This is a genomic window from Tissierella praeacuta, assembly GCF_040396155.1.
Classification (GTDB): Bacteria; Bacillota; Clostridia; order Tissierellales; family Tissierellaceae; genus Tissierella; species Tissierella praeacuta_A.
In genome coordinates this window covers 75,232-101,675 of the sequence record NZ_JBEBOY010000009.1, presented here as the reverse complement: position 1 = coordinate 101,675, position 26,444 = coordinate 75,232, and the positions used below count along the sequence as shown (strand labels likewise).

Sequence of the window (26,444 nt, the reverse complement as noted above, 5' to 3'; positions counted from 1 at the left end):
AATTTGCATAAATACTACATAATTCCCCTTAGTTTCTTCTATATATAGATGCAACTAAGATGACATAGATAAACTAGATTTACCAATTTCTATACAACGTTTAGCCAGTATGGAAACTGGGTCAATATATCTTTGTGGCATCCCTATTCTTTCCGCCAGAATAGGTAATTCAGTACACCCTAGAATTATAGGTATATCTTTATTTTTAGTATATTTATTTATAAGGTTTGCAACCTCCATAGTGCTTATATCAAACTTCGAAGATTTTACATTATATATCCAATTCATAATAATCTGCTGGTCATCATTATCAGGTTCTATAATATTTAAATTAAAGTCTGAAAATATGCTCTCATAAATCCCAGATTTATAAGTTCCTTTTGTTGCAAGAAGCAAATAGTCCCTATGAATAAAATTCTTTTTTAAATAATCTGCAGTTTCATATATCATATTCAATACCTTTATCTTAGTATATTTAATAATCTCATTATAAAAATAATGAGCCGTATTACATGGTATTGCTATATAATCTGCTCCCATCATTTCCAGCTTCAAAACAGATCTTATCATTTCCATAGCAGGATTTTCCCCTATTCCAGAAATATAAGCAGTTCTATCAGGGATTTCTACATTACTATCGATAATAATATGCAAATGTTCTTGATCTCTAGTTGCTGGGGTAAGATCAATAATTTTTTTAAATAAGTCACAGGTAGCAGCAGGCCCCATTCCCCCCATTATTCCTAAAATCATTTTAACCACCTCTATATAATAAGCTACTTCTTACATATGCAAGTTATATGCCAATGGATAAATATCTTGATTTTCAAATATAAGTAAATACCATCTTGATTTTAGGGAAATATTTTATCCTATTTAATAACCCTTTATCCCATAAATTTGTTGCTATTTTATAAATAATGCCTTTCCCAATAATATTAAAATCTCCCATAATAAATAAAGTCTAGAATACTGGGTTAATTCTTTCATAACCCTATACTCTAGACTTCTAAAGTTTAACTTATTCAAATTGAATATCTAAATATGGTGTAGGCTCATTTGTTATATCATTGAAATGCCACCATTCATAATCATAACCCTCAAATCCAACACTTTCCATTACTTCTTTCAAATACTCAGCATTTCTTCTAGCTTCCATCGGTATCCTTGGGCATTTTAAATTTGCCATTTCAGTAAAATCATCGAATTCCGTAGGCATTTCAATTTCATTTCCATCTAAATCTAATAATGTTATATCTACACTCATACCATTCATATGACTATATTCAAAGTCTATTGGCTTACTCATATCTGGAGGAGTAGCAACTAAATTATTGTCTGGAATGATTTCATACATTAATCTTTGAGCACTTATGGGTCTATAAACATCCCAAACTTTTACTTTATATCCATCCCGCTTAAATATTTCTTTTGCCTTAATCAATAATTCAGCTGTATCTTTATTTATATAACATTCATCACTATTATAAATCTTTTTTTGTGTAAAATTATTAGATGTTGCATATTTTAAATCAATAACAAACTCATCATCTAAATCCAATAATCTAACCAAAGTTCCTTCCCTATTATCCATTGTTATTCCTCTCCCTTATTCAAAGAATGATTTTAGCTAATTTTATTGCATAATCACATGCAAGTTATATGCCATTATATAAACACTTTGAATTATAAGGATTTATAAATATTAAATATGGCTTAGGGTCAAATATCATCCCATTATGTATCCTGTTTCTATTTAAATTTATTCTTATTTTGAAATATATGAAATTTATCTAGTCGTTAATTGAAGACATAAGCTTATATCCCTTTTCTGTTAAAACCGTTCCTTTTCTTCCTGTATTAGATTCAACTAAGCCAAGGGCCTCAACACTATTTAATAAACTTCTAATTTTTCCCTCTGTTAAATCTATATCCTCTTCCTTTGCTAATTCGGCTAAGTATCTTCTTCCTAATCCATTAGCCTCCATTATCTTTTTAAGCATCCATATTGTATTTACTCCTAAAATATCTGTTAATATGGAACTTTCCACCTTCTCGCATCTATCTGTAATATATTCAGGAAGTTCTTTTATACATAGTTTTCTATCTCTCCTAGCCACATTAGCGATGTACTCCATGGCATTTTCCAATTGTCTAATATTACCAGGCCAATCATATTCATGTAATAAATTAATAGCGTCTTTTTCTAATACTTTTTCTATATCAGTAATTCTATTATTGCTATATTTTTCTAAAAAGAAATTTGCCAATACCAATATATCTGCTTTTCTCTCTCTTAAACTTAACATTCGAACTGGCAAGACATTTAATCTATAATATAAATCCGCTCTAAATTTACCTTCCTTAACTTCAGATGCTAAATCCTTATTAGTTGCAGCAATTATCCTAACATTTATAGGTATCTCTTTTAATCCTCCAACCCTTCTAACTTGTCTTTCTTGTATAACCCTTAATAACCTGCATTGAAAATCCAAGGAAGCATCACCTATTTCATCAAGAAAAATAGTTCCTCCATGGGCTTCTTCAAAAAGTCCTCTTTTACCACCTTTCATTGCACCTGTAAAAGAGCCTTCTTCATATCCAAATAGTTCACTCTCTATTAAACTACTCGACATAGAGGCAAAATTCACTGGTACAAATGGGCCTGATGCTCTATGGGAATCTGAGTGAATGGATTGTGCAAATAATTCTTTTCCAGTACCACTTTCCCCTTGTATTAAAATAGTAGAATCTGTTGGTGCAAAGGATTTGACCTTATCTATTAAATCCTTCATATTACTGCTTTTATAAACAATATCCTCAAATGTATAATATTTTGTTCTAATGGCATTTTCTGAAGTCCTTCTTCGTATTTCATGCTCATTCTTTTCAATCTCTTCACTTTTTTCAAAGGTATATATAATTCCATCCTCGCTGCCTTTTCCTTTTATAACATTTGATGTAACAAATAACTCCTTATTGTGGATTCTAATAATATCTACTTCATCATGACCATCTATTTTTAATATTTGAGGTAATATATCTTTAATATTTTTTCCAATGATTTCTTCAAAAGAACATTTTAATATATTTCCCATTTCTTGATTACTAACTATAACGTCTCCAAATTTATCTATGTATATAATTGCCTTTCCTAAGCAATTGGCAACTGTTTCTAATCTTCTGCTAATAACTCTCATATCCTTAGCTGTATCATTTATTCTATTTAACAAATTTATTATATCGTTTATATATTGGGAAGAAAGTCTATCACCTAGAGCCTTCATCAATCCTAGTTTATTAGCTATATCTACTACTGTTACAATATCTATTTGTCTTGTTCCTATATTGATTACTTTCTTTACACCGAAAGGAACAAGATGAGGTTCTCCTACTGTAACTGATATATCTAATTCAGGATAAGAAGCTATACCTGGATAATAAGGATAGTATTTTATATAATTAACTCCTAAAGCTTGTAGCTGAACCATTGCTACATAACTGGATTCTTCTCTGTCATTAACTAACAAAACCTCTGTTCCCTTAGGCAAATTCAATAATTCGGATATATATCTGTGATTTATTACTCTCTGGGCTATAATATACTCTAAGCCATTATCTATTAGATCCTGTATTCTTTTATCTATAGTATTAGGAGATGATAAAACAACTAATGCATTTGTAGGATCAAAATCTAATTCATCTTCCAAGCAATAAGATTGAACTTCTGTGTATTCGCCAAAAATATTTTCAAGCTGAATAGCCAAATTAATAGAAGTTGTTTTTCCTGGAGTAATCATTATAATCTTTTTCATTTATTTACCTACTTTCTATATGATAATAGTGATAAATAGTTAATAACTAATCATAGTTTGCCAATATTATATAACAAAACAATAAAAATTTATATAATCAAAAAATAAAACAGGCTAAGTCGCATCCTATGACCTAGCCTGTTCTTAAAGGTTTAGACTGAAAACACCTCTACTATTTTCACAATACCATCTCCCTTCTTCTATACTAACCGGTTAATTATATTCTCTCATTTATTATATAAAAATGATATAGAGAGAATAATTATAATAGTTTTTTACCATATACTATTTTTCTGACGGTTTCTTGGCTTAAATAATATTCTTCTGATATCTCACTAATGGAAATACCATTTTGAAACAATTTAATAATTTCTCTATTCCTCTTTTCAATAGCCTCTTTAGAGCCTGTTAGACACCCCCAACCAACTCTACTGCTTGCTTTAGGGATATATACTAATCCTCCGTCAATATGTTTTTGAACCTCTTTCAATAAATAAGGTGGCAGTATTTCTGCTGCATTTTTGTAACTCAAATATCAGTACCTCCTGTAAAAAAGTATTAAATTCACAAATGCAGATTTGGCATTTATTCATAATACCCACCTCCCTTAATATATTTGTTTTGAAATTATTTATTTCCTAGAAAATATATTTATATTTTATCCTTAAAAACAATATAATCAATATCTTCCATTTTCCTATTATCATATTTTATTTTTAATATCTAATAGATACCTTAATCTTACCATTATTTTTATTAAAACAATATAGAAAAAACAATTATAATAATTTTTACCCTTGTATTTAAAAACAATCTATAATTTTCCTATTTAATTAATATTAATCCTATTATTAGCGTTTATTTAACCATAATAATATTAGTCAATAAAAAATAATAAACTCCAACTATTTAATAAAAATAATTGAAGTTTATTATAAACGTCCAAAGTCCATAAAACCTATTTTATAAAATTGGAAAATTAGTATAAACTATGGTCTATTGTCAACATTTAAGATTATTTTTAATTCATCATTTTCTACAGATACCGATACTTTATCCTTATCTTTCAAATCTCCTTTAATAATCATTCTACTAATTTCAGTTTCAAGATATTTTTGTAAAAATCTCTTAACTGGTCTTGCTCCATATTGAATAGAATAAGCCCTATTTAAAACAAACTCTTTTGCTTCATCTGTTAGTTCTATAGATATTTGTCTGTCTTCTAGGAGAGTACTAATCTCATCTATTTGAAGATCTATTATCTTAAAGATTTCATCTCTTTGCAATGGTTTAAACATTACTATTTCATCTACACGATTTAAAAACTCTGGTCTAAACATTCTCCTCATTTCACTCATTACTTTATCTCTTGCTGATTCATCTATACTTCCATCTGGTCTTATACCTTCAAGTAAATATGAAGACCCTATGTTAGAAGTCATTATTATTACTGTATTTTTGAAATCCACTGTTCTGCCTTGGTTATCTGTCAATCTTCCGTCATCTAATACTTGAAGCAATATATTGAATACATCTGGATGAGCCTTTTCTATTTCATCAAATAGGATTACTGAATAAGGTTTTCTCCTAACTGCCTCTGTCAATTGCCCTCCTTCATCATAGCCTACATATCCTGGAGGTGCTCCTATAAGCCTTGACACAGAATGTTTCTCCATATATTCAGACATATCTATTCTTATCATATTTCTTTCGTCATCAAATAAAGATGAAGTTAAAGCTTTAGATAATTCTGTTTTACCTACTCCAGTTGGTCCTAGAAAAATAAATGATCCTATAGGTCTATTTAACAGTTTCATTCCAGCCCTTGCCCTAATTACAGCGTCTACTACAGATTCAACTGCTTCATCTTGACCTATTACTTTTTTATGAAGGATATCACCTAAACCTAAAAGTTTTTCTCTTTCTGTCTCAACTAATTTAGCCACTGGTATTCCAGTCCATTTAGCCACAACTTCTGCTATTTCTTCTTCTGTAACCTCTTCTTTTAACATTCTTTCATCTTTTTCATTCTTTTCATTTGCTTCTTGTAGTCTTTTCTCTAATTCAACTAAGGTACCATATTTTAATTGTGATAACTTTTCTAAATCATATTTTCTTTCTGCTTCTTCTATTTGTCTTTTTACTCTATCTATTTCTTCTTTAATCTCTTTAACTTTAGATATGCTCTTTTTCTCATCTTCCCATTGAGCTTTCATAATATCATATTTCTCTTTAGAATCCGATAACTCTTTTTCTAGTTTTTCCAACCTTATTTTAGATGCTTCATCGGTTTCTTTCTTCAATGCAGATTTTTCTATTTCTAATTGAAGTATTCTCCTTCTTATTTCATCAAGTTCTACAGGCATGGAATCTATTTCAGTTCTTATCATAGCTGAAGCTTCGTCCATTAAATCTATAGCTTTATCAGGTAAGAATCTATCAGATATATACCTGTCAGAAAGAGTTGCCGCAGCTATTACGGCACCATCGGATATTCTTATTCCATGATGGATTTCATATTTCTCTTTTAGTCCCCTAAGTATAGATATAGTATCTTCTACTGTTGGTTCTGTAACTAATACTTTTTGGAACCTTCTCTCTAATGCTGCATCTTTCTCAATATATTGTCTATATTCATCTAATGTAGTAGCTCCTATAGTATGGACTTCTCCCCTTGCCAACATAGGTTTCAAAAGGTTCGATGCATCCATTGCCCCATCAGTTCTTCCGGCACCTACTATATTATGCAACTCATCTATGAACATTATTATTCGTCCATCTGATTTTTCTATCTCAGATAATACTGCCTTTAATCTTTCTTCAAATTCTCCTCTATATTTAGCACCTGCTATTAATTCTCCCATGTCTAATGCAAATATTGTCTTATCCTTAAGGCCTTCTGGTACATCACCATTGACTATTCTCTGAGCTAGACCTTCTACTATGGCTGTCTTGCCTACTCCTGGGTCTCCTATTAAAACTGGATTGTTTTTAGTTCTCCTAGATAATATCCTAACTACATTTCTTATCTCACTATCTCTTCCTATAACTGGGTCAATCTTCCCAGATTTAGCTTCTTCTACTAGATCTCTTCCAAATCTAGTTAATGCTTCATAAGTAGCTTCTGGGTTATCTGAGGTAATATTTTGATTTCCTCTTATTTTCTTTAAAGCTTCTAAAAATCTTTGTAAATTAATATTATATTTACTAAATATCCTCTCTGATGCTGTTGCTTTTTCCTTGAGAAGTGATATATAAATATGTTCAACTCCTACATACTCATCTCCAAATTTCTTAGCTTCTTCTTGAGAATTTAATAGAACCTTTGTATATATTCTGCTAGGATATATAGAACCTCCGCTACCTGATTGTTTTGGTAATTTCTCTATTTCCCTTTCTACATCCATGGTAATTAGCTCCGGATTTTCTCCCATATAAGATAATACTTTAGGGATCAATCCATCATTTTGGAGCATTAGGCCATAATGAATATGGATTTCTTCCAATTGTGGATTCCCATTTTTTATGGCCATTTCTTGTGAATTTTGTACTGCCTCTAAAGATTTTTGTGTGAACTTATTTAAATCCATATCTTTCTATCTCCCTTCTATTTAACTCGAAATATATAAACCCTCTTCTAGGATAATTTCTAAAATCAATTTTATTACACCCAAACTGAAGAGGATTTTACTTCTATATTTTAATTTCTACATTATTTTATATTATTCTATATATTTTGATGTTAATCTTACTAATTCAAATATTATATATAATTCTTCAAATAAATTTAAAATTTTTGTCATTTATCTGGCCTTTTTTCGATTTAATTCTTTTCTTATATTTAATATACATATAATACTTTTTCCTCTTAAATACTTTAACTATAGCTTAATTATTATGATATACCCAAAATATTAAGAAATTTAGATAACTTCTAATAGTATCGTTACTGAATCTATTTAATATGATTAATTTTTCTTAGAGATCTCTTAATATCAAAGATAATCTAATTTCTAGCTTCTATTAGATATCTCTTTTAATTTCTTATATAGTTCGATCTCTTCTTCTGTAAGACTTGGTGGATTTATTATATTTATCTCAATATATAAATCTCCCTGATTTCCTTTCATGTCCTTATATCCCTTTCTTGGTATTCTAATTTTCTTGCCTGATGAAATGGATTTTGGAATATCAACTTTAATCTTTCCATCTAATGTAGATACTACTACTTTATCACCAAGGGCGGCCTGCCATGGAAATAAGTCTAGCTTTGATACTATATCTAAACCTTCAAGTCTTTTCTTTCCATCTTCAATAAGATTTATCTTAAATAAGATATTCCCTTTTATCCCCCATTTTTCACCTTTTACTTTCAATTTTTTCCCAGGCAATATTCCCTTCGGAATATTAACTGCTATAGATTTATTTTCTCCTCCTATATTAAGGACAATATTCTTCTTTGCACCATGATAACCTTCATCTAAAGTAATATTTAATTCCGATTCATAGGATGCCGCTTGTCTTCCTGCCGATTTTCTTCCTCCACCAAATAAATTTCCTAAATCGAATCCGCCCATTCTACTACTGGTCTTTTGACCTCCGCCAGCTCCTCCAAAGAACATATTGAAGAAATCACTAAAATCTCCTGATGTAGTATAGGTATAAGATCCGTTTCCAAAACCAAATTGAGATGGATCAAAGTTTTGTCCGCCAGTAAAATTATATCCTGAGCCAAATGTATCATATTTCTGCTTTTTATCAGCATCACCTAGCACTTCATATGCTTCATTTATCTCTTTAAACTTTTCCTGAGCCTTATCATCATTTGGATGTAAGTCTGGATGGTATTTCTTTGCTAATTTTCTATATGCCTTTTTTATTTCGTCTTGAGACGAAGCTTTTTCTACCCCTAGTATTTTATAATAATCCTTATACTCCATACAATCTGCTCCCTTTTTATAATTCAATTTATTTTTGACTTTCTTTGACCTTAACTTCAATTATACATATTTTATTAAAAAAAATCAATACAATAGCTCTATGAATCTCGTAAAATATTATTTTCCTCTATATTATCTTCATTTTTCATATATTTTATTATTAATTCATCTAATTCCTGACTTATCTTTAGTACTTCTTTACAGTTTCCAGATTCTATAGTCTTATATAAAATTTGTCTTAGTCTCTCTATTTCTGTCTTCATTTTTTCCCTCCAATGAATTTTATTGTATTTATTATATAATATTCATTATGCTTAATACAATCCTTATTGCGCAAATAGGCAATTTTATTTACATGCCAATAGCCAATTTAGCTAAGACAGATATATGTATACAGTAATATTGAGGTGGCGAAAATGAATGAAATTAAAAAGACATTAAACTATAAAGAAATTGGATTGAGGATTAGATTAGAAAGAGAAAAGCTAGGATTATCTAGAGAAAGATTCGCTGAAATAGTTGAACTATCAGCATTTTATATTGGTCAACTTGAAAGAGGTGACCGTAAAATGAGTACAGATACATTGGCAAATATATCTCATAGTTTAAATGTATCGGTAGATTATCTCCTCTATGGTTATACTTATTATATGGAGAATATATCCGTATTAGAAGCTTTTGATAATAGTTATAAGGAGTCTATTGATAAAGAATTAAAGGAATTATTAGATATTCTAAAAGGCAGTTCTAAAGAACAACTCTCCTTAATAAAGGATATTTATAAACTTATCCTGTCTTATACAGGAAAATAATCTTAAATATTTAATAAATAAATTTATCTATAATACATTGACCATCTTTGACCTTTGAATTAACGATATTCTTAATATTAGGAGGAGTTGGCATATTTCTTATTTACATAATTATTTCTTTTCTTCAAACCCTTTTCCTTCAAGTCTTTTTTCTTCTTCCAAATAATATTGTACAATAAGTTCATCTAATTGTTCAGATATTTCAACTACGTTTTCTTGGGTAATATCTTTGATTTCCATCTCTTTATGAAGTTTTTCCCTAATTTTGTTTATCTTTCTCTTCATATCCCTTCACTCCTAATAGCAATAATATTACTATTATACGGCAAAAAATATACCCATACAATATTTTTTTAGAATATTTCTAAAAATTTATATTACTAGACTAAAACAGCCTGTACCTACTATTAGAATACAAGCCATTTTAGTTTATTTTTTATTTTATATATTTATCTATAATGTTTATTATTTCTTCAATCTTTTCTTCACCTTGTTTTTCACCTTCTAAAATTGCTGTAGTCACACAGGACCTTATATGTCCATTTAATACATCTATATTTGCCTTTTTTAATAGTCCAATGGCAGATAGTATCTGTGTAGACACGTCTACACAGTATCTATCATCTTCTAGCATCTTTATTATGCCATCTATTTGCCCTCTAGCAGTTTTTAACTTGCTTGCAGCCCTTCTCTTTCCTTCATTCATTTAATCCACTACTTTCTACCTTATTTCTATTAAATCATATCCTGCATCTTCTATAGCTCCTTTAATAAGGATATCGTTTAAGTTTTCTCCTTCTATTTCTACTTTTTTAGACTTTAAATCTACTTCTACCTTTGAAACACCATCTAATTCTCCCAATGCATTTTTCACTGCCTTTTCACAATGTCCACAATTCATACCTTCTACTAATAATGTTTTTTTCATTTTTATTCCTCCTTATAAATTTAGCAAATAACTAAAACACAATGAATAGTTAATAATCTAAAATATTAAATCTTTACTACTCACTGAATTTCTTTAGCCTAAGTGAGTTTGTAACTACAGAAACTGAACTAAATGCCATAGCTGCACCTGCTATCATTGGGTCTAAAAATCCAAGTGCTGCAAAAGGTATACCTATACTATTATAGAAAAATGCCCAAAATAGATTTTGCTTTATGGTTTTCATAGTTCTATGACTAAGTCTTATGGCTGTAACTACACCGGATAAATCTCCTCTCATAAGAGTAATATCTGCTGCTTCCATGGCCACATCTGTACCTGTACCTATGGCAAATCCTACGTCTGATGCTGCTAATGCTGGGGCATCATTGATACCATCACCAACCATCCCTACATGCTTACCCTCAGATTTAATCTTCTCTACTACTTCTGCCTTATTTTCAGGTAATACATCTGCCAAGACATTGGTAATACCAACTTCCTTAGCTATTGCCTGTGCTGTCCTTTCATTGTCTCCTGTTATCATATATACATCTAATCCCATAGATTTTAATTCTTCTATGGCTTTCCTTGATGTTTCCTTAATTTGGTCTGCCACTGCTATTATACCAGACAGCTTATTATCCAAAGATAATAACATTGCTGTTTTTCCTTCTTCTTCTAATTTTAATAAAATTTCTTCTCCATCTTTTATGGAAATATTGTTATCAAACATCAGTCTTCTATTACCAATAAGCACTTCTTTTCCTTCAAAAGTGGCTTCAAGTCCTTTTCCCGGAACTGCCATAAATTTTTCAGGCTCCGATAACTTTAATGCTTGTTCTTCACCTTTTTTTACTATGGACTGACCTAGAGGATGTTCTGAAGTTTTTTCTACTGAAGCAGCTATCCTAAGAATCTCACTTTCAGCTACATCATTAAAGGTGATAATATTTGTTACTTCTGGCTCACCTTTAGTTATTGTTCCCGTTTTATCAAATACTATTGTGTCCATTTTATGAGCTCTCTCTAGATGCTCTCCTGATTTAATTAATATACCCTTCTCAGCACCTTTACCTGTACCTACCATAATAGCCGTAGGTGTGGCCAACCCCAATGCACACGGGCAAGCTATAACTAAAACTGCCACTGCATTTATAATAGCTACATTAAAATCTCCTTTAATAAAATAAAATCCTAGGAAAGTAACTAATGCTATAATTACAACTACTGGAACAAATATACCTGATATCTTATCTGCTAATCTTTGAACTGGTGCCTTTGAACCTTGGGCATCCTCAACAAGTTTAATTATTTGAGATAATACTGTATCCTTGCCTATTTTATTTGCTCTAAACTTAAATGTACCAAATTTATTTATTGTAGCACCTATTACCTCATCATCTACAGCTTTATCTATTGGAATACTTTCCCCTGTAATCATAGACTCATCAACAGCTGAATGTCCCTCTACAATTACTCCATCTACTGGAATTTTTTCTCCTGGTCTAACTACTATAATATCTCCAATTTCCACTTTTTCTATTGGAATATCCTTCTCTACTCCATCTTTTATAACTCTAGCTGTTTTTGGCTGCAATCCCATTAGTTTTTTTATTGCCTCAGAAGTTTTCCCCTTTGCAACTGCCTCAAAGGTTTTCCCCAAAAGAATTAAAGTTATAATAACTGCTGAAGCTTCAAAATAATATTCATTAACTCCCTTTATAAGGTTATATATACTGTACAAATAAGCTGAGGAAGTTCCCATAGATACTAAAACATCCATATTAGCTCCTCCGCCTCTTAAAGAGTTATATGCTCCTTTATAAAATCTATAACCTATGATAAATTGTACAGGAGTTGCAAGGATTAATTGAAACCAGCCATTAGTTAAAATAGTATGAACTCCAGCCATATGGAAGAACATAGCTGAGAATAAAGGCAGGCTAAGCGCTGCCGAAAACATAAAGGAAGTCTTAAGAGATTTGATTTCCTTTTCCCTCAGTTCTTTTTCCCTATCTAAATCTCTTTCAACCTCTACCTCTGCATTATATCCAGCTTTCTCTATGGTTTTAACTAAGATATCTTCTTCTATTAATCCAGATGGGTATTCTACTACTGCCTTATTAGTAGATAGATTTACATTAGCTTTAGTTACACCATCAAGTTTATTTAATACCTTTTCTACCCTAGTAGAGCAAGCAGCACAGGTCATACCTCCAACTATTAATGTTGTTTTCAATAGCGGAACCTTATATCCTGTCTTTTCTATGACTTTAATTAAGTCTTGAGGCTCGATCTTATCTGAGTCAAATTCAATATTAGCCTTATTAGCCAATAAGTTTACAACTACAGATACTACCCCTTCTTGTTTCGATAATACTTTTTCAACTCTCGTTGAGCAGGCAGCACAAGTCATGCCAACTATATCTATACTTATCTTTTTGATTGCCATTATATCACTCCTTTGTTTTATCCCCTCCCCCATGGGGGGTGCATTCGCTTATATTATATTATCAACTTTCTGCTTTGTCAATATTATTTTATAATAACTTCTAATTATACATAAAGACCTCTAAAGGTCTTAATCTTTAGAGGTCTTTTAAATATACCCAATATAAATATAAATTAATCTATATGAATTTTAACCTATTTCAAACAAAGGAAGTAAATATATTAAATGCTAATTTTATGCTTTTTGTTTTTTCTTCTTTAAACTTACTTGAGGTTCTGATGGTATTTTAAATAACGGAATGAACCTATCAAGTCCTGTTAATGTAAGAACTAGCATTGAAACTACGGCTATTATTGCCATATAATTATATTTCATAATATCTAAAGCTGTAATTTCTTTTAAGGGATAGACCGCCATACATATAGCTACATAAAATCCCATATAACAATGCCAAGGAATTAGCTGAGATCCAAATACTCCCATTGCATCTGAAAATGCTGAATTTCTCAATCTTAGTTTATACATATCTTCTTCTGATGCTTCTACATTTTCATCTGTCATTTCCTTTATTATTGGTCCAATAGTTACTATTTGTGCCATTTCATCAGCTAAAGCAGCATTGCCGATTAAGCAAAGAACACCGTTATAGAACATTAATTGTCTAACTGATTTAGAAATCTTAAGTACAAAATCGGATATAGGCTTAAATGCATTAATACTACTCATAATACCGCCAAAGGCACCTATCCAAAGCATCATAACTATTGACCAACTTCCTGCCGATTCAAATCCAGTCTGAACTAATCCTAAAAAACTTTTTAAAGATTCCACTGTACCAGCAGCTAATCCAAAGATAAGTGCCGAGACAATTCCAGCACCAAGACAGATCATAGTAGGAACTCCTTTAAAGGCTATGGCTATTACAATAAACATAGGAATAACCATAAAATAAGGAACCCCTGATTTCACTTGTTCTAGTAATGTAACTGCCGCAGGTCTAACCTTTGCTAATCTTTCAAATACATCAGCAGGTATGGAGTTAATAGCCTCAGCAGCACTACCTACTGTATTAGGTAATCCCATTGAAAGGCTAACTAAATATATTACTATTCCAGATACAACCAACACTAAAGCTGACCAAACTCCTTGATGTCTAACTCTATCAGTTACATTAACTTTTTGTAATCCAGAGCTCACAACTGTTGTATCTGAAATCAATCCAATATTATCCCCAAAGCATGACCCTCCAGCTATTGCAGCTGTTGTAAGTAAGACATCTCCTCCTACTATATGGTTAAGCCATAAAAATACTGGTGCACAAGATGCAAAGGTTCCCCAAGAGGTTCCCGTAGCTATGGATAATAGAGATGTAACTATAAATCCAACTACAGCCACAGTTTTAGCAGTAACTCCTAATTTTAAAGAAATGATTATAATAGATGCGCCAACTCCCGTTGCCATAAAGGTTTCTGCCACTGCATATGCAAACATTAAAATGAAGAATACTAGAATCATTTCCTTTACAGCTTTAAAACCATTTTCCATTATTTCATCATATCTATGCTTCTCAGTAAATCCAGCCACCAATCCAGCATAAATTGTAGATAAAGGTGCTGCCATAACTAAATCCATACCAGATATCATTAATCCTGCCAATAAAAATATAGGTGTTAATTTAATAAACGCCATAATATTACCTCCTTGATAAATTGGGTTTGTTAATGGTTTATCAATTTTCTCAATTTTCTGAAATATCTTTTTATAAAATAAGGTTTCATTTATACTCCTGAAACCCTATATATAATATCCATTTTGTAGCCAACTTTAACCCTATAATATCCTGTTAATTCCCTATCCATATCCTTATCTCCTGTGTATATTAAGAGAGAATTTCCTTTTAATTCAATTATTTTAGAATTAGTAGATATTATTAAGATATTATCCCTTCCAATTCTTTTAAGTACCTTAGGACTTATCTGTTGGTTTCCTCTTCCTAAAAGATATCCTTGACCACCTGTTGGAGTTATGATTAACTTTCCATTTTCATCAGCTAAAATACCTAAGATATCCTTTTCATTACAATCCAATTTAACTACTTTTTTATCTTTAACTATATCCACTCCCAATAAAGTACTTGGCAAATCTAATTTCTCCATAATAGCCCTAGTAGTTGTTCCCGGACCTATTAGGTAATATATATCTTTTTCCATGTTGTCTATGATATCTAATGCAATCGCGTATTTATTTTCCTCCTCTCCCAAAGGAGTAGGAGCTTTTTTATTTTGTAATAATTCTTTCTTATAAGGTATTTTTAGATAACCAAAGAGTTGGGTTCTTACTTCATCATTCCTAAAGGCTTCTTCATCTATATCAACAACTTCCTCCTCTTTTGCATAGAGATTATCATTATTCAAATACAATAAAGCCAATTCCCCAGCTGATTCTGGTGTATTTCCATAGACTGGAGAATGAATTTTTACACCAGCAGGAATACCAATTACAACTACTCTATTTCCTACAGCCTCGTAAACATTCCTAGCAGTACCATCTCCACCTACAAAAATAATTAGTTCAACACCCCTTTCTTCCATTATTTTAGCTGTCTTTAAAGTATCAAAAGCATTAGTTTCTTGATTAGATTTATGAACTATTTCATAATTAAATCCCAAAAGTCTACATTGATTTTCCCCCATATCTAAAGAGGAAGTTAATATCAATAATTCTTCCTTAATGGATTTAAGTTTTCTCAAAGCCTTAATTGCCTTACTAGGAGCTTCCTTTACAGCCCCTAGTTTTATTGCCATATCCAAAATTAATTTGCCATCTGTCCCTTTAAGTCCAACTCTACCACCCATTCCAGCAATAGGATTGATAATTAATCCAATAGTTTTCATACTACTCATCTAATTAATCTTCTCTTGTCTTTCTAAGATATACCTTCCAAGAAGGGCACCATTTTTCTGGGTCATCTAAGCTAGATTCATCTACTTGATGAATAGTACTATTATGCGGTGCATCATGAATTATTTCTGGTGTTTCATAGGCTTCTTTAAATATATGATGTAGCGTGTCTACATACTCATCTAAATCTTCCTTAGAAGGTGATTCTGTTGGCTCCAATGTAATTGGCTCAGGAATATAATAAGGGTGATGACTTGACCAAATATGCATACCAAAATCCATTACTCTACGGGATATATCAGCAGAAGTGATTCCAGTATCCTGAGTTATTTTCTCAATAGTATATCTAGCCTGCTCAACTCTTTGTGTATCTATTTTATATGGAACCGTTATTCCATTATGCTCTAATAATTTTTTAATTAAATACAAATTGTTAAGAGATGCCACCTTAGCAACCTCATATAACCCCTCTGCTCCTAAACTCATTATCCAAGCATATGCTTTAAGAACAACTTGAGGTGTACCATAAAAAGCTTTTACTTTTCCAATGCTATTTTTCAAATCATAATCTAGGAAATATTTTTCGCCATCATAATCTACTAATGGTTTTGGTAAGTATTGTTTCAGCTCCTCTATAACTCCCACCGCACCAGAACCTGGTCCCCCGCAGCCATGAGGTGTTCCAAAGGATTTGTGAAGATTAAAATAGCATATATGAAATCCTGCTTCCCTAGCTCTTGCTATACCAAAAAGTCCATTGGCATTAGCTTGATCATAGCAATTTAATCCTCCAGCCCTTGTCACTAAATCCGTAAATTCCTTTATCCTTGGATTAAATATACCTGTATCTTCAGGATTTGCCACAACAAATGCAGCCGTCCTTTCACTAACTGCAGATTTAAAAGCTTCATAATCTGGATGTCCGTTTTCATCAGCCATAATTGTAATTATTTTATATCCTTTTAGAGCTGGTGCTGCCGCATCAGAAGGATGTGAGTATACTGTAGTTATTATCTCATCCCGCTTATGTTCTTCTCCTCTTAATCTGTGATATATCCTAACAATAGAGGCCATAGTCATAGTAGCTTGAGAGCCTCCACCTGGCTGAAAACTAAAATAATCCATACCTGAGATTTCTCTCATCATTAAATCTGTTTTATACATTATTTCTAATATACCTTGAACTGTACTTTCATCTTGTAAAGGATGTAAATCCATCATCTTTTCAGTATTAGCAATTTTATCGTTAATCTTTGGATTATATTTTACAGTACATGTTCCTTGACCAATTTCTATATTTATATCTCCACCTAAAGTTTCCTGAGAAAGCCTTAAATAATGCATTAAAACCCTTTTTTGATTTATTTCCGGTAAATTAGGTAATTCTTTTCTTCTAATGCCTAAGGGAAGTTTGGATAATCCATCTCCTACTTGATTAACAATAGCTTCTTCTGCCTTAGGAACCAACATTCCCCTTTCGCCTTTACGGCTTAGCTCAAATATAATTGGTTCATTCCATCTTGCTTGGTGGAAGTCTGTAACTCTAGAGTTTCTATTTATTCGCTTCATTTAATCAATCCTTTCTATAGATTATCCTTCGATGATTTTTCTAATGGCATTTACTAAAACATCTATATCTTCCTTTAAATGAACTTCAGTAACACAATATAAAGCAGATTGACCTAATCTAGGAAATTCCTCAGACAAATTCTTACCGCCAAATATGCCTTCCTCTAACAATTTTTTATTTATTTCCTTTACGGTTTTTCCAGTATCATTAAAATCCACTACAAATTCTTTAAAACTTATATTGTTAAATCTAGAACCTTTAACACCTTTGATTTTAGATAATTCTTCAATTGTATATAAAGATTTTTGTATAATATTTTGCCCTAATTCAACCATTCCATTAGGTCCCATTAAAGATAAATAAACTCCTGCAGTAATGCCTAATAAAGCCGTCTGAGTACCTACATATTCCTTGCCTTTCTCTCTTAAATTTCCAAAAGAAGTTCTTTCATATGCTATATCCCCAAATCCATATTCTCCATCTTTAATAGTTGGTGCCACACCAAATAATCTAGATGGATATTCCATTACAAACTTTTCTTCATCTCTAGTAGAAATAAATCCTGATTGCCCCCCACCATAATTCATATGCATTCCTAAAGGTTGAAGATCTCCACATATAATATCAGCCCCATATGATGATGGTGGTGCCATAACTCCCAAACTACTTGGGTCAACACCAACTACAGATATTGCTCCAGCTTCGTGGGCTATTTTAGATATTTCAGCTCCTTGGTCTTCAACGAACCCTAAGTATGATGGATTTTCAAAGTATATTGCTGCAGTATTATTGGAGATTTTTTTCTTTAAATCTTCTAAATCCATTTTTCCAGTTTCTTCATCATAGTCAATTAAAACTATTTTAACTCCAGGATCACAATAATTTTTCATTATCATTAGTCTCTCAATACTTATAGTCCCTACAACTAATGCCTCTGACTTTTCAGTAATTCTGGAAGCCATTCTAAGAGATGTAGCTGCTGCCTGACCCCAATCAAAAGTTGGCACATTTACAACATCCATATCAAGCAATTCAGCTAACAAAGATTCATATTCAAATAATGTCTGAAATCTACCATGGTCATTATATGGCTCTCCAGCATAACCAGTTAAGAATTCCGACCTACTATTTATCTCATCACACACAGCTGGTACATAATGCTGCCAGCATCCAGCTCCAAGAAAATTCAAATATTCTTTAGATGATATATTCTTCTTTAATATTTTTTCTATGCCCCTTTCTAGCTCATATTCTGACTCAAAAGGCTTTGGCAAATTCAAAGATTTCTTTAACTTCAATTCTTCTGGTATCTCAACATGTAAGTCTTCTAGGGACTTTAAACCTATTTCCTTTAACATCTCTTGCTGAACTTCTACATCTGAATTTGGAATATAGGGATGATTTTTAAATCCACGTATTGTCATACTTCTACCTCCTAAATTTTATTATGCAATTCCACCGCCATCTACAACTAAGGCAGCTCCAGTAATCCAAGTTGATAAATCACTGCACAAAAATAGTACTGCTTTTGCAATATCTAGTGGTGTACCTAATCTTTCTAACGGTCTACCTTTAGCTGATTCCACAAGAAAATCATCTATCTCCGTTTCTCCAAGCTGTCTTCCTTCATCTCTTAACATTGCTGTGTCAGTATCCCCTGGATTTATAGAATTGACTCTAATATTTTGCGGACCATGGTCAATTGCCATAGCTCGAGTTAGATTCACAATTCCACCTTTTACTGCACAATATACAGCAGCCTTATCTCCACCCTTTAGTCCCCAGCCTGAACCAGTGTTTATTATACTTCCTCCCCCATTTTTAGCCATAATCGGTATAGTATATTTGGAAAGCAAATACGTACCTTTAAGACCTACACCAATGACAAAATCCCATTCTTTTTCTGTTAAATCGACAACTGTCTTTCTAACAGTAACTCCTGCATTGTTAAATAATATATCAATTCTTCCAAATTCCTTTTCTATAGATTCAATAGTATTTTTACAATTCTCATCATTAGTTACATCACATCTTTTGAATATGGCAAAATTGCCTTCATCTATAATTTCTCCAGCTGCCATATCCCCTTTTTCCTGATTAATATCAAGTAATACAACCTTTGCACCATATTCCGCTAACAATTTACCTGTACCAAGTCCTATACCAGAAGCTCCTCCTGAAATAACTGCCACCTTACCTTCTAAACTCAATGGGTTATTCATAACTCTCCTCCTCGTAAAATAATTTTCATTAAGTCCTATTGATATGACTATATTGCATTAATCATGCCAAAATGCTAGGTAAAAAAATATTTTTATCAAATTCCCTATATTTTCAGACTTTTAATAATTTCACAATTATTTTATTAGAGTAATGTGGTATAATTAGATTGTCTTTAATGACAAATATAGCAATTTTATTGCTACATATGGCAGGTGACCAATATGATTGATTTAAGAAACTTAAAAGGTAGTTTAACAAATATAATATCAACAATGGCTAACCTAACTGACATGGAATATGCAATATTTAATACTAATGCAGAATTAGTAAGTAGCACTCAAGTCTATTTACAAAGAAAAGGTCAAAACGTACATTCAGCATCTATTGAAGAAGTTCTAAATCAAGGAAATGTAATTGTAAACAAACCGGGACTTATGAAATCATGTATTGGCTGTAGATTTGTTAATAACTGTCCTTCAACTATAGAAATTTTATCTTGTGTAAAATTAAATGGAGATCCTATAGGTGTAATAAGCCTTACATCATTTTCCCAAGAAGGACATAACAGGATTGAAGATAATATTCGTGTTTATACAGATATGTTGGAGGATATCTCAAATTTAATATCTATGTTTGCTTTTAATGAAAACTCCAAAAAATATACTCAAATTCTCCATGAAATAATAGGATCTATTATTGAAGAAACAGATAATAATTATCTTATTATAGATAATAAGGGAGTTCTAATTCATTGGAGTAAAGGTGTAGAAGATTTATTTTCTTATTGTGATTTATATACTCAGACTATAGACCTTATGTTTCCCAAGGATATTACAAATTGGATATTTAACGGAATAAAGGAAGGTAAAAAGTACTGTGCTACAGAAAATTTTAAAGGAATACTACACTCTAAGCCTTTGAAAATAGGTGGAGAGATACTGGCTTATATTTTAAAATTGGAAAGAGAAAAAAGTAGTTCAAAGAATATTATTCATAAAGACTATTTAGATGCCATTATCTCTAATAATCATCAAATTAAAAATATCAAATTAATGATAAAGAAAACAGCTAATTCCTCATCATCAGTTTTAATAACTGGTGATACAGGAACAGGTAAAGAAATGATAGCAAAAGCCATTCATTATACCGGCAATAGAGCTAATAATCCTTTTATTCCAATAAATTGCTCCAATATACCAGAATCACTTTTTGAATCTGAACTTTTTGGCTATGAAGAAGGGGCTTTCACTGGTGCTAAAAAAGGTGGTAAATTAGGTATATTTGAAATGGCCAACGGCGGCTCTATCTTCTTAGATGAAATAGGTGAACTGCCAATTCATCTACAGTCTAAGCTACTTCGAGTACTTCAAGAAAATACTATTCAACGATTAGGTGGTACTACAAATATTCCATTAGATATTAGAATATTAGCCGCAACTAATCAGGATCTAGAATCAATGATAAGCGAAAATAAATTTAGAGACGATTTATTCTATAGATTAAATGTTATACCAATTTATTTACCTCCACTAAATGAAAGGCTATCTGATATAGATTTACTTTCTATTCATTTTATAAATAAATATAATAGAAGATTGATGAAAAGTATTAAGAGTATTTCCAAGGAAACCTTAGATCTTATGAAATCATATTCATGGCCTGGAAATATAAGAGAACTTGAAAATACAATTGAATATGCAATCAATATGGAGGATACAGAAACTATTCAGCTTGAAAGCCTTCCCAAGAGAATTATAAAAGCTAACAATAGAAGAAAGGATTTTAAAGAATTAATTGCACAAAAAGAGGAAGATTTAATTATCGATACCCTTAATAAATATGGCTGGGATTTACAAGGAAAAGAAAGGGCATCTGAGGAATTAGGCATTAGTCTTAGAACACTATATCGGAAAATAAAAGATTTAGAATTATAGGTTTCCAACGAATTAATTTACAATTTATACAAGCCACTATTTGCAACAAAATCATTGCTTTTATCTAAAAAATATATTATACTTAAAATGTTGAGAATCGTTATCATTATGATTTATATCGCATATGGAAGGATGATATTTATGGGCACTTTATCTTTAGTTTCTTTGAAGCCTAATGAGTGCGGAAGGGTTAAGGAAATTTCAGGATGTTGTAAGGCTAAAAAAAGATTATATGAGCTTGGACTTCATAAAAATGCATGTGTTAAAGTTATAAAAAACGACTTTGGTCCTCTTATTATCAATCTGTCTGGCAACAAATTGGCTCTAGGTCGTGGGTTAGCCTGTCATATTATAGTGGAGCGTTAATTTTTTGTTGTTAATTGATAATGGCTATCATTTATAAAGGAGGAATTTTTTTGAATACCATTGCTCTTGTAGGTAATCCTAATAGTGGAAAAACTACGTTGTTCAATGCCCTAACTGGTTCTAACCAACATGTTGGAAACTGGCCCGGGGTTACTGTTGAAAAAAAGGAAGGAAAATTTAAATATAAAGGTAATCAATATAATGTTGTTGACTTGCCTGGTACCTATAGTCTTGGAGCCTATTCAGAAGATGAAGTGGTTGCTCGTGATTATATACTTAAAGGAAACCCAGATGTCGTAATCAATGTAGTTGATGCTACTAATATTGAAAGAAATCTATATTTAACAACACAATTAATTGAAATGGGTACAAAAGTTATTGTGGCCCTTAATATGATGGATGAAGCTAAACAAAAGAATATTGAAATAGATTTAGATAAATTATCACAAGAACTAGGGGTTCCAGTAATACCTACTATTGCTTCTAAATCTGAGGGTTTAGATAAATTAATTGATAAGTCTATTCAATATGCCAAAGAAAAAGAAAGTTCCAATTTGACATTTAGCTATGGACAAGATATTGATAAAGAAATTGAAAATATAAGGTCTATGCTTAGTAATTCAAGCTTAGAATATCCTAATAAATGGGTAGCTATAAAACTATTAGAAGGTGATAAGGAAGTCTACAGACTTATAGAAAATGAAGGTCCTGCACCTATTAAAGAAAGACTTGTTTATTTAGAAGAAAAAGCTACAGAATATGAATTGCAAATCGTAGATAAAAGATATGATTTTATTGGTGGAATTGTAAATAAAGCTGTAAAAAAACCATCTGATACATCAGAAACACTAACTGATAAAATAGATAAAATTGTTACCCATAAATATTGGGGAATTCCTATATTTGCTTTAATTATGTTTGGAATATTTGAGCTTACTTTTGTCCTTGGTCAAGATGTACTCGGAGGATATGTGGCAACTATTATAGAGAAAATTGGGGAATATGTAGTTAATCTATTGGTTATGGCAAATTCACCAGAATGGTTACAATCTTTTATTTCTGAAGGTATTTTTGGCGGAGTTGGTGCTGTATTTGAATTTGTACCTCTTATTGTAGTATTATACTTTTTCATTGGTATATTAGAGGATACAGGTTATATGGCTAGAGCCGCTTATGTAATGGATGGATTAATGAGATCTCTTGGTCTTCATGGTAAGACTTTTATATCTATGATAGTAGGTTTTGGTTGTAACGTTCCTGGTATAATGTCTACTAGGACTTTAGATAATAAAAAAGATAGAATGATAGCCCTTCTTATTAATCCATTTATGTCCTGTGGAGCAAGATTACCTATTTATTTAGTGTTTATTGCTGCATTTTTCCCTAGACATGGTGGAATAGTATTGTTTGCACTTTATGCTCTAGGCATTGTAATGGCATTATTAGTGGGTAAAATATTTTCAAAGACATTATTTAAAGGTGAATCATCTCATTTTATTATGGAACTACCACCATATAGATTACCTATATTTAAATATGTCTTAAGGGATATGTGGGATAAGGTATGGGATTTCCTTCATAGGGCCGGAACTATTATATTTATTGTAGTTTCTTTACTTTGGCTTTTATCTATATTGCCATTTGGAGTGGAACCATATAGTCAAGAAAGTGTCTTAGGTAAAATAGGTACTATTTTAGCACCAATATTTATACCTGCTGGATTTGGTACTTGGCAAGCTACAGTTAGTCTATTTGCAGGTATAGCAGCTAAGGAAGCTGTAGTAGCTATTCTAGGCATGGTATATGCTGGCGTATCTGAAGGCTCTCAGTTAGTTAGCGCCTTACAAAATGTGTTTACTCCACTTACTGCTATTTCCTTTATGGTAATGACACTTTTATATACTCCTTGTGCTGCAGCACTAGGTACTGTAAAAAAGGAAACTAATTCTGCTAAATGGGCAATATTCATGGCTATCTATACTTTTATAATAGGTTGGATATCAGCAGTAATCGTTTATCAAGTTGGTAGATTATTAGGTTTTTAGGAGGTTCTCATGCTTAAAGATATCTTAAAAGAAATATCTAGTGCTAAAGTATTCTCCATACATTTAATAGCAAAAAATTTAGATATATCTGAGGTCTTAGTTGAAGATGGAGTAAAGGAATTATCAAGAATGGAGTATATTGTTGAAGACATGGGTTCACCTACTTGTGAAACCAAATGTAGTTGTTGTTCAATGAAAGCTTTTTGTAATTCAGTCCCAATAAAAACTATTACAATAACTGATAAAGGAAAAAGGTTATTAGAAAATATATAAATCATTGATGTATTAAAGGCCTTGCTAAATTCTTCTTTTAACAAGGTTTTTTTTATATCTAAAACTAGAAAAAAATAAAATATATTTTAATATTTTACTTGAATAAATTGCTAAAGTGCAGTATAATTAATTTAAATAAAACTTTAACTATTTCCAACCCAAAATTTAGTATTTGGCTCATTAGTAAATATTTAAAAACAACAACAGTTGATCGGCAGTAAATGAAGAAGATATTCTGTATAGTAAATGTTAAAACCTTTTAAACCCTCATTAAATCAACGTAAGGAGTGTATCATAAGATTGAGTTTAGCAGTTGAAGTAAGTCCACTTGGTTGGAATGGTTATAAAAAGTTTTATTTTAAATGATAGGTAGTTTCTAAAGATATTAGAAGCTGCCTATCTATTTTTTTGTTTATTTCCTTTGTTGAACTTTCCTCAGTATAGGTCTATAATGAGAGTAACAATATATAAAAAGGAGACTACCTATGATAAGCTTAGATTGGAAAGAGAGAAAGAATCTTACTATGTTAGCAGATTTCTATGAATTCACTATGGCCAACGGGTATCTAGAAAATGGCATGGAAAATCAAATTGGATATTTCGATATGTTCTTTAGGAACATACCAGATGATGGTGGATTTGCTATTATGGCTGGTGTTGAACAACTAATAGAGTATCTAAGAAATCTCAAATTTGATGAAGAAGATATTGCATATTTTGAATCTAAAAAGTTTTTCAGTGAAAAGTTTTTAAATTACTTAAGGAATTTTAAGTTTGAATGCGATGTATGGGCAATTCCAGAAGGTACTCCCATATTCCCTCAAGAACCTATCGTAATTGTAAGAGGCCCTGTAGTACAAGCCCAACTTATAGAAACAATGGTTCTTCTAACTATAAATCATCAAAGTTTAATCGCTACCAAAGCTAATAGAATAGTTAGAGCAGCCGATGGCAGAGCTGTAATGGAATTTGGTTCTAGACGTGCTCAAGGTTATGAAGGTGCAATTCTTGGTGCCAGAGCTGCCTATATTGGTGGATGTGTTGGAACTGCCAATACCATAGTAGATAGGGATTTTGACATTCCTGCAATGGGAACTATGGCTCACAGTTGGATACAAATGTTTCCTACTGAATTAGACGCATTTAGGGCATATGCTAAGATTTATCCAGACAACTGTACTCTTCTAGTCGATACTTACAATACCTTAAAAGAAGGTATTCCAAATGCAATAAAGATATTTAATGAGGAGATTATACCATTAGGATTTAGACCAAAAGGCATTAGAATTGATAGTGGAGATATTGCCTATTTATCTAAAGAAGCTCGTAGGATGCTTGATGAAGCAGGATTTGAGGATTGTGGTATTGTAGCATCTAGCTCCTTAGATGAATATGTTATAAGAGATTTATTAATCCAAGGTGCAAAAATTAACTCCTTTGGTGTTGGAGAAAGACTTATAACTGCAAAATCTCAGCCAGTTTTTGGTGGAGTCTACAAATTAACTACAATAGAGAAGGACGGAAAACTTATACCAACGATTAAAGTTAGTGAGAATGTAGGTAAAATAACAACTCCAGGATTTAAACAGGTTTACAGATTATTTGATAAAATAACAAATAAGGCTATTGCTGATGTAATCACATTACATGATGAGGTCATCGATGAAACTAAGCCTTATGAAATATTCCATCCTCTATATACATGGAAGAGAAAAATCTTAGAGAATTTCTACGCTAAAAAACTTTTAGTACAGATATTTGAAAATGGTCATTGTATTTATGAAAATCCAAATATTCATAAAGTAAAGGAATATTGCAAAGATCAATTAGATTTAATGTGGGATGAAGTCAAAAGATTTGAAAAACCCCATAGATATTTTGTAGATTTATCTCAATCATTATGGGATATTAAAAATGAACTCTTAAAAAAACATAGGTAAATATTAAAACCGAGATATTTCAATATTGAAGCATCTCGGTTTTTTACTGGTAATGTAAGCATTATATAATATATAAGAACCTCCTAAGCCTGGAATTCTGGGTCTTAAGATAATACATGAGACTGGTAAAAAGTTCTGATTCCTAAAAACAAAAAATCTTTTTGTAAAGATATATCTAATATATATTTACAAAAAGTCATAAAATCACTTATATAAAATTATTGCCAAAACTAATCATTTTAATG

The 26,444-nt window shown here is 31.3% G+C and carries 22 protein-coding genes; 6 read left to right on the top strand and 16 right to left on the bottom strand.

The genetic code is table 11. The features are described from left to right. Positions 1-54: 54 nt before the first annotated feature. The 7 genes from cuyB to ABWP20_RS06720 all read right to left on the bottom strand — a co-directional run bounded on the left by cuyB (position 55) and on the right by ABWP20_RS06720 (position 9,018). On the bottom strand, positions 55-753 hold the full coding sequence (gene cuyB, locus ABWP20_RS06750) for a cysteate racemase (RefSeq protein ID WP_353094995.1): 699 nt from the start codon (positions 751-753) through the stop codon (positions 55-57). Positions 754-1,021: 268 nt separating this feature from the next. Further along, positions 1,022-1,594: a M15 family metallopeptidase gene (locus ABWP20_RS06745; RefSeq protein ID WP_353094993.1), complete on the bottom strand. Its 573-nt coding sequence runs from the start codon at positions 1,592-1,594 to the stop codon at positions 1,022-1,024. Positions 1,595-1,793: 199 nt separating this feature from the next. Then, positions 1,794-3,815 carry a sigma-54 interaction domain-containing protein gene (locus ABWP20_RS06740; RefSeq protein WP_353094991.1) on the bottom strand — a complete coding sequence of 674 codons (2,022 nt, stop codon included), beginning with the start codon at positions 3,813-3,815 and terminating at the stop codon, positions 1,794-1,796. A gap of 262 nt (positions 3,816-4,077) precedes the next feature. Next, complete coding sequence (locus tag ABWP20_RS06735) at positions 4,078-4,347, bottom strand: CD3324 family protein (RefSeq protein WP_353094989.1); 270 nt, start codon at positions 4,345-4,347, stop codon at positions 4,078-4,080. Positions 4,348-4,804: 457 nt separating this feature from the next. Beyond that, entirely contained in the window at positions 4,805-7,405 is a 2,601-nt protein-coding gene (clpB, locus tag ABWP20_RS06730; protein ID WP_353094987.1) for an ATP-dependent chaperone ClpB, read from the bottom strand. Between the two features lie 423 nt (positions 7,406-7,828). Continuing rightward, positions 7,829-8,755 (bottom strand): DnaJ C-terminal domain-containing protein, encoded by a 927-nt coding sequence (locus ABWP20_RS06725; RefSeq protein ID WP_353094985.1) that lies wholly within the window; start codon positions 8,753-8,755, stop codon positions 7,829-7,831. 98 nt (positions 8,756-8,853) lie between these two features. After that, positions 8,854-9,018, bottom strand: a complete 165-nt coding sequence (locus ABWP20_RS06720; RefSeq protein WP_353094983.1) for an aspartyl-phosphate phosphatase Spo0E family protein — start codon at positions 9,016-9,018, stop codon at positions 8,854-8,856. A gap of 153 nt (positions 9,019-9,171) precedes the next feature. Between ABWP20_RS06720 and ABWP20_RS06715 the strand changes: the two genes are divergently transcribed. Beyond that, positions 9,172-9,567 (top strand): helix-turn-helix domain-containing protein, encoded by a 396-nt coding sequence (locus tag ABWP20_RS06715; RefSeq protein WP_353094981.1) that lies wholly within the window; start codon positions 9,172-9,174, stop codon positions 9,565-9,567. 111 nt (positions 9,568-9,678) lie between these two features. On the opposite strand, the gene ABWP20_RS06710 is transcribed toward ABWP20_RS06715, so the two are convergent. From ABWP20_RS06710 to ABWP20_RS06670, 9 genes are all read right to left on the bottom strand, one after another. After that, complete coding sequence (locus tag ABWP20_RS06710) at positions 9,679-9,852, bottom strand: aspartyl-phosphate phosphatase Spo0E family protein (RefSeq protein WP_353094979.1); 174 nt, start codon at positions 9,850-9,852, stop codon at positions 9,679-9,681. A 151-nt stretch (positions 9,853-10,003) separates the two neighbouring features. Beyond that, positions 10,004-10,273, bottom strand: a complete 270-nt coding sequence (locus tag ABWP20_RS06705) for a metal-sensing transcriptional repressor (protein ID WP_353094977.1) — start codon at positions 10,271-10,273, stop codon at positions 10,004-10,006. Positions 10,274-10,288: 15 nt separating this feature from the next. Further along, a complete protein-coding gene (locus tag ABWP20_RS06700) occupies positions 10,289-10,495 on the bottom strand; it encodes a heavy-metal-associated domain-containing protein (protein WP_353094975.1) in 207 nt (68 codons plus the stop codon). A gap of 76 nt (positions 10,496-10,571) precedes the next feature. Further along, positions 10,572-12,947 (bottom strand): heavy metal translocating P-type ATPase, encoded by a 2,376-nt coding sequence (locus ABWP20_RS06695; RefSeq protein ID WP_353094973.1) that lies wholly within the window; start codon positions 12,945-12,947, stop codon positions 10,572-10,574. A gap of 234 nt (positions 12,948-13,181) precedes the next feature. Continuing rightward, the gene (locus tag ABWP20_RS06690) at positions 13,182-14,636 is read right to left on the bottom strand and encodes a Na+/H+ antiporter NhaC family protein (protein ID WP_353094971.1); all 1,455 of its coding nucleotides are present in this window, start codon (positions 14,634-14,636) and stop codon (positions 13,182-13,184) included. Between the two features lie 89 nt (positions 14,637-14,725). Next, on the bottom strand, positions 14,726-15,850 hold the full coding sequence (locus tag ABWP20_RS06685) for an ATP-NAD kinase family protein (RefSeq protein WP_353094969.1): 1,125 nt from the start codon (positions 15,848-15,850) through the stop codon (positions 14,726-14,728). A gap of 4 nt (positions 15,851-15,854) precedes the next feature. Further along, the gene (gene gcvPB / locus ABWP20_RS06680; protein WP_353094967.1) at positions 15,855-17,417 is read right to left on the bottom strand and encodes an aminomethyl-transferring glycine dehydrogenase subunit GcvPB; all 1,563 of its coding nucleotides are present in this window, start codon (positions 17,415-17,417) and stop codon (positions 15,855-15,857) included. 21 nt (positions 17,418-17,438) lie between these two features. Next, entirely contained in the window at positions 17,439-18,842 is a 1,404-nt protein-coding gene (gene gcvPA / locus ABWP20_RS06675; RefSeq protein ID WP_353094965.1) for an aminomethyl-transferring glycine dehydrogenase subunit GcvPA, read from the bottom strand. Positions 18,843-18,863: 21 nt separating this feature from the next. After that, on the bottom strand, positions 18,864-19,640 hold the full coding sequence (locus tag ABWP20_RS06670; RefSeq protein WP_353094964.1) for an SDR family NAD(P)-dependent oxidoreductase: 777 nt from the start codon (positions 19,638-19,640) through the stop codon (positions 18,864-18,866). Between the two features lie 222 nt (positions 19,641-19,862). On the opposite strand from ABWP20_RS06670, the gene ABWP20_RS06665 reads away from it, so the two are divergent. From ABWP20_RS06665 to ABWP20_RS06645, 5 genes are all read left to right on the top strand, one after another. Then, on the top strand, positions 19,863-21,575 hold the full coding sequence (locus ABWP20_RS06665; protein WP_353094962.1) for a sigma-54 interaction domain-containing protein: 1,713 nt from the start codon (positions 19,863-19,865) through the stop codon (positions 21,573-21,575). A 141-nt stretch (positions 21,576-21,716) separates the two neighbouring features. Then, on the top strand, positions 21,717-21,941 hold the full coding sequence (locus ABWP20_RS06660; RefSeq protein ID WP_353094960.1) for a FeoA family protein: 225 nt from the start codon (positions 21,717-21,719) through the stop codon (positions 21,939-21,941). A gap of 50 nt (positions 21,942-21,991) precedes the next feature. Continuing rightward, positions 21,992-23,986 (top strand): ferrous iron transport protein B, encoded by a 1,995-nt coding sequence (feoB, locus tag ABWP20_RS06655; protein ID WP_353094958.1) that lies wholly within the window; start codon positions 21,992-21,994, stop codon positions 23,984-23,986. A 9-nt stretch (positions 23,987-23,995) separates the two neighbouring features. Then, positions 23,996-24,259, top strand: a complete 264-nt coding sequence (locus ABWP20_RS06650) for a hypothetical protein (protein ID WP_353094956.1) — start codon at positions 23,996-23,998, stop codon at positions 24,257-24,259. A gap of 485 nt (positions 24,260-24,744) precedes the next feature. Further along, positions 24,745-26,199 (top strand): nicotinate phosphoribosyltransferase, encoded by a 1,455-nt coding sequence (locus ABWP20_RS06645; RefSeq protein WP_353094954.1) that lies wholly within the window; start codon positions 24,745-24,747, stop codon positions 26,197-26,199. The last annotated feature ends 245 nt before the right edge of the window (positions 26,200-26,444 follow it).

Coding starts and splice junctions, on each gene's coding strand:
- cuyB (WP_353094995.1), bottom strand. CDS start 753: ATGATTTTAGGAATAATGGGGGGAATGGGGCCTGCTGCTACCTGTGAC.
- ABWP20_RS06745 (WP_353094993.1), bottom strand. CDS start 1,594: ATGGATAATAGGGAAGGAACTTTGGTTAGATTATTGGATTTAGATGAT.
- ABWP20_RS06740 (WP_353094991.1), bottom strand. CDS start 3,815: ATGAAAAAGATTATAATGATTACTCCAGGAAAAACAACTTCTATTAAT.
- clpB (WP_353094987.1), bottom strand. CDS start 7,405: ATGGATTTAAATAAGTTCACACAAAAATCTTTAGAGGCAGTACAAAAT.
- ABWP20_RS06725 (WP_353094985.1), bottom strand. CDS start 8,755: ATGGAGTATAAGGATTATTATAAAATACTAGGGGTAGAAAAAGCTTCG.
- ABWP20_RS06720 (WP_353094983.1), bottom strand. CDS start 9,018: ATGAAGACAGAAATAGAGAGACTAAGACAAATTTTATATAAGACTATA.
- ABWP20_RS06715 (WP_353094981.1), top strand. CDS start 9,172: ATGAATGAAATTAAAAAGACATTAAACTATAAAGAAATTGGATTGAGG.
- ABWP20_RS06710 (WP_353094979.1), bottom strand. CDS start 9,852: ATGAAGAGAAAGATAAACAAAATTAGGGAAAAACTTCATAAAGAGATG.
- ABWP20_RS06705 (WP_353094977.1), bottom strand. CDS start 10,273: ATGAATGAAGGAAAGAGAAGGGCTGCAAGCAAGTTAAAAACTGCTAGA.
- ABWP20_RS06700 (WP_353094975.1), bottom strand. CDS start 10,495: ATGAAAAAAACATTATTAGTAGAAGGTATGAATTGTGGACATTGTGAA.
- ABWP20_RS06695 (WP_353094973.1), bottom strand. CDS start 12,947: ATGGCAATCAAAAAGATAAGTATAGATATAGTTGGCATGACTTGTGCT.
- ABWP20_RS06690 (WP_353094971.1), bottom strand. CDS start 14,636: ATGGCGTTTATTAAATTAACACCTATATTTTTATTGGCAGGATTAATG.
- ABWP20_RS06685 (WP_353094969.1), bottom strand. CDS start 15,850: ATGAGTAGTATGAAAACTATTGGATTAATTATCAATCCTATTGCTGGA.
- gcvPB (WP_353094967.1), bottom strand. CDS start 17,417: ATGAAGCGAATAAATAGAAACTCTAGAGTTACAGACTTCCACCAAGCA.
- gcvPA (WP_353094965.1), bottom strand. CDS start 18,842: ATGACAATACGTGGATTTAAAAATCATCCCTATATTCCAAATTCAGAT.
- ABWP20_RS06670 (WP_353094964.1), bottom strand. CDS start 19,640: ATGAATAACCCATTGAGTTTAGAAGGTAAGGTGGCAGTTATTTCAGGA.
- ABWP20_RS06665 (WP_353094962.1), top strand. CDS start 19,863: ATGATTGATTTAAGAAACTTAAAAGGTAGTTTAACAAATATAATATCA.
- ABWP20_RS06660 (WP_353094960.1), top strand. CDS start 21,717: ATGGGCACTTTATCTTTAGTTTCTTTGAAGCCTAATGAGTGCGGAAGG.
- ABWP20_RS06650 (WP_353094956.1), top strand. CDS start 23,996: ATGCTTAAAGATATCTTAAAAGAAATATCTAGTGCTAAAGTATTCTCC.
- ABWP20_RS06645 (WP_353094954.1), top strand. CDS start 24,745: ATGATAAGCTTAGATTGGAAAGAGAGAAAGAATCTTACTATGTTAGCA.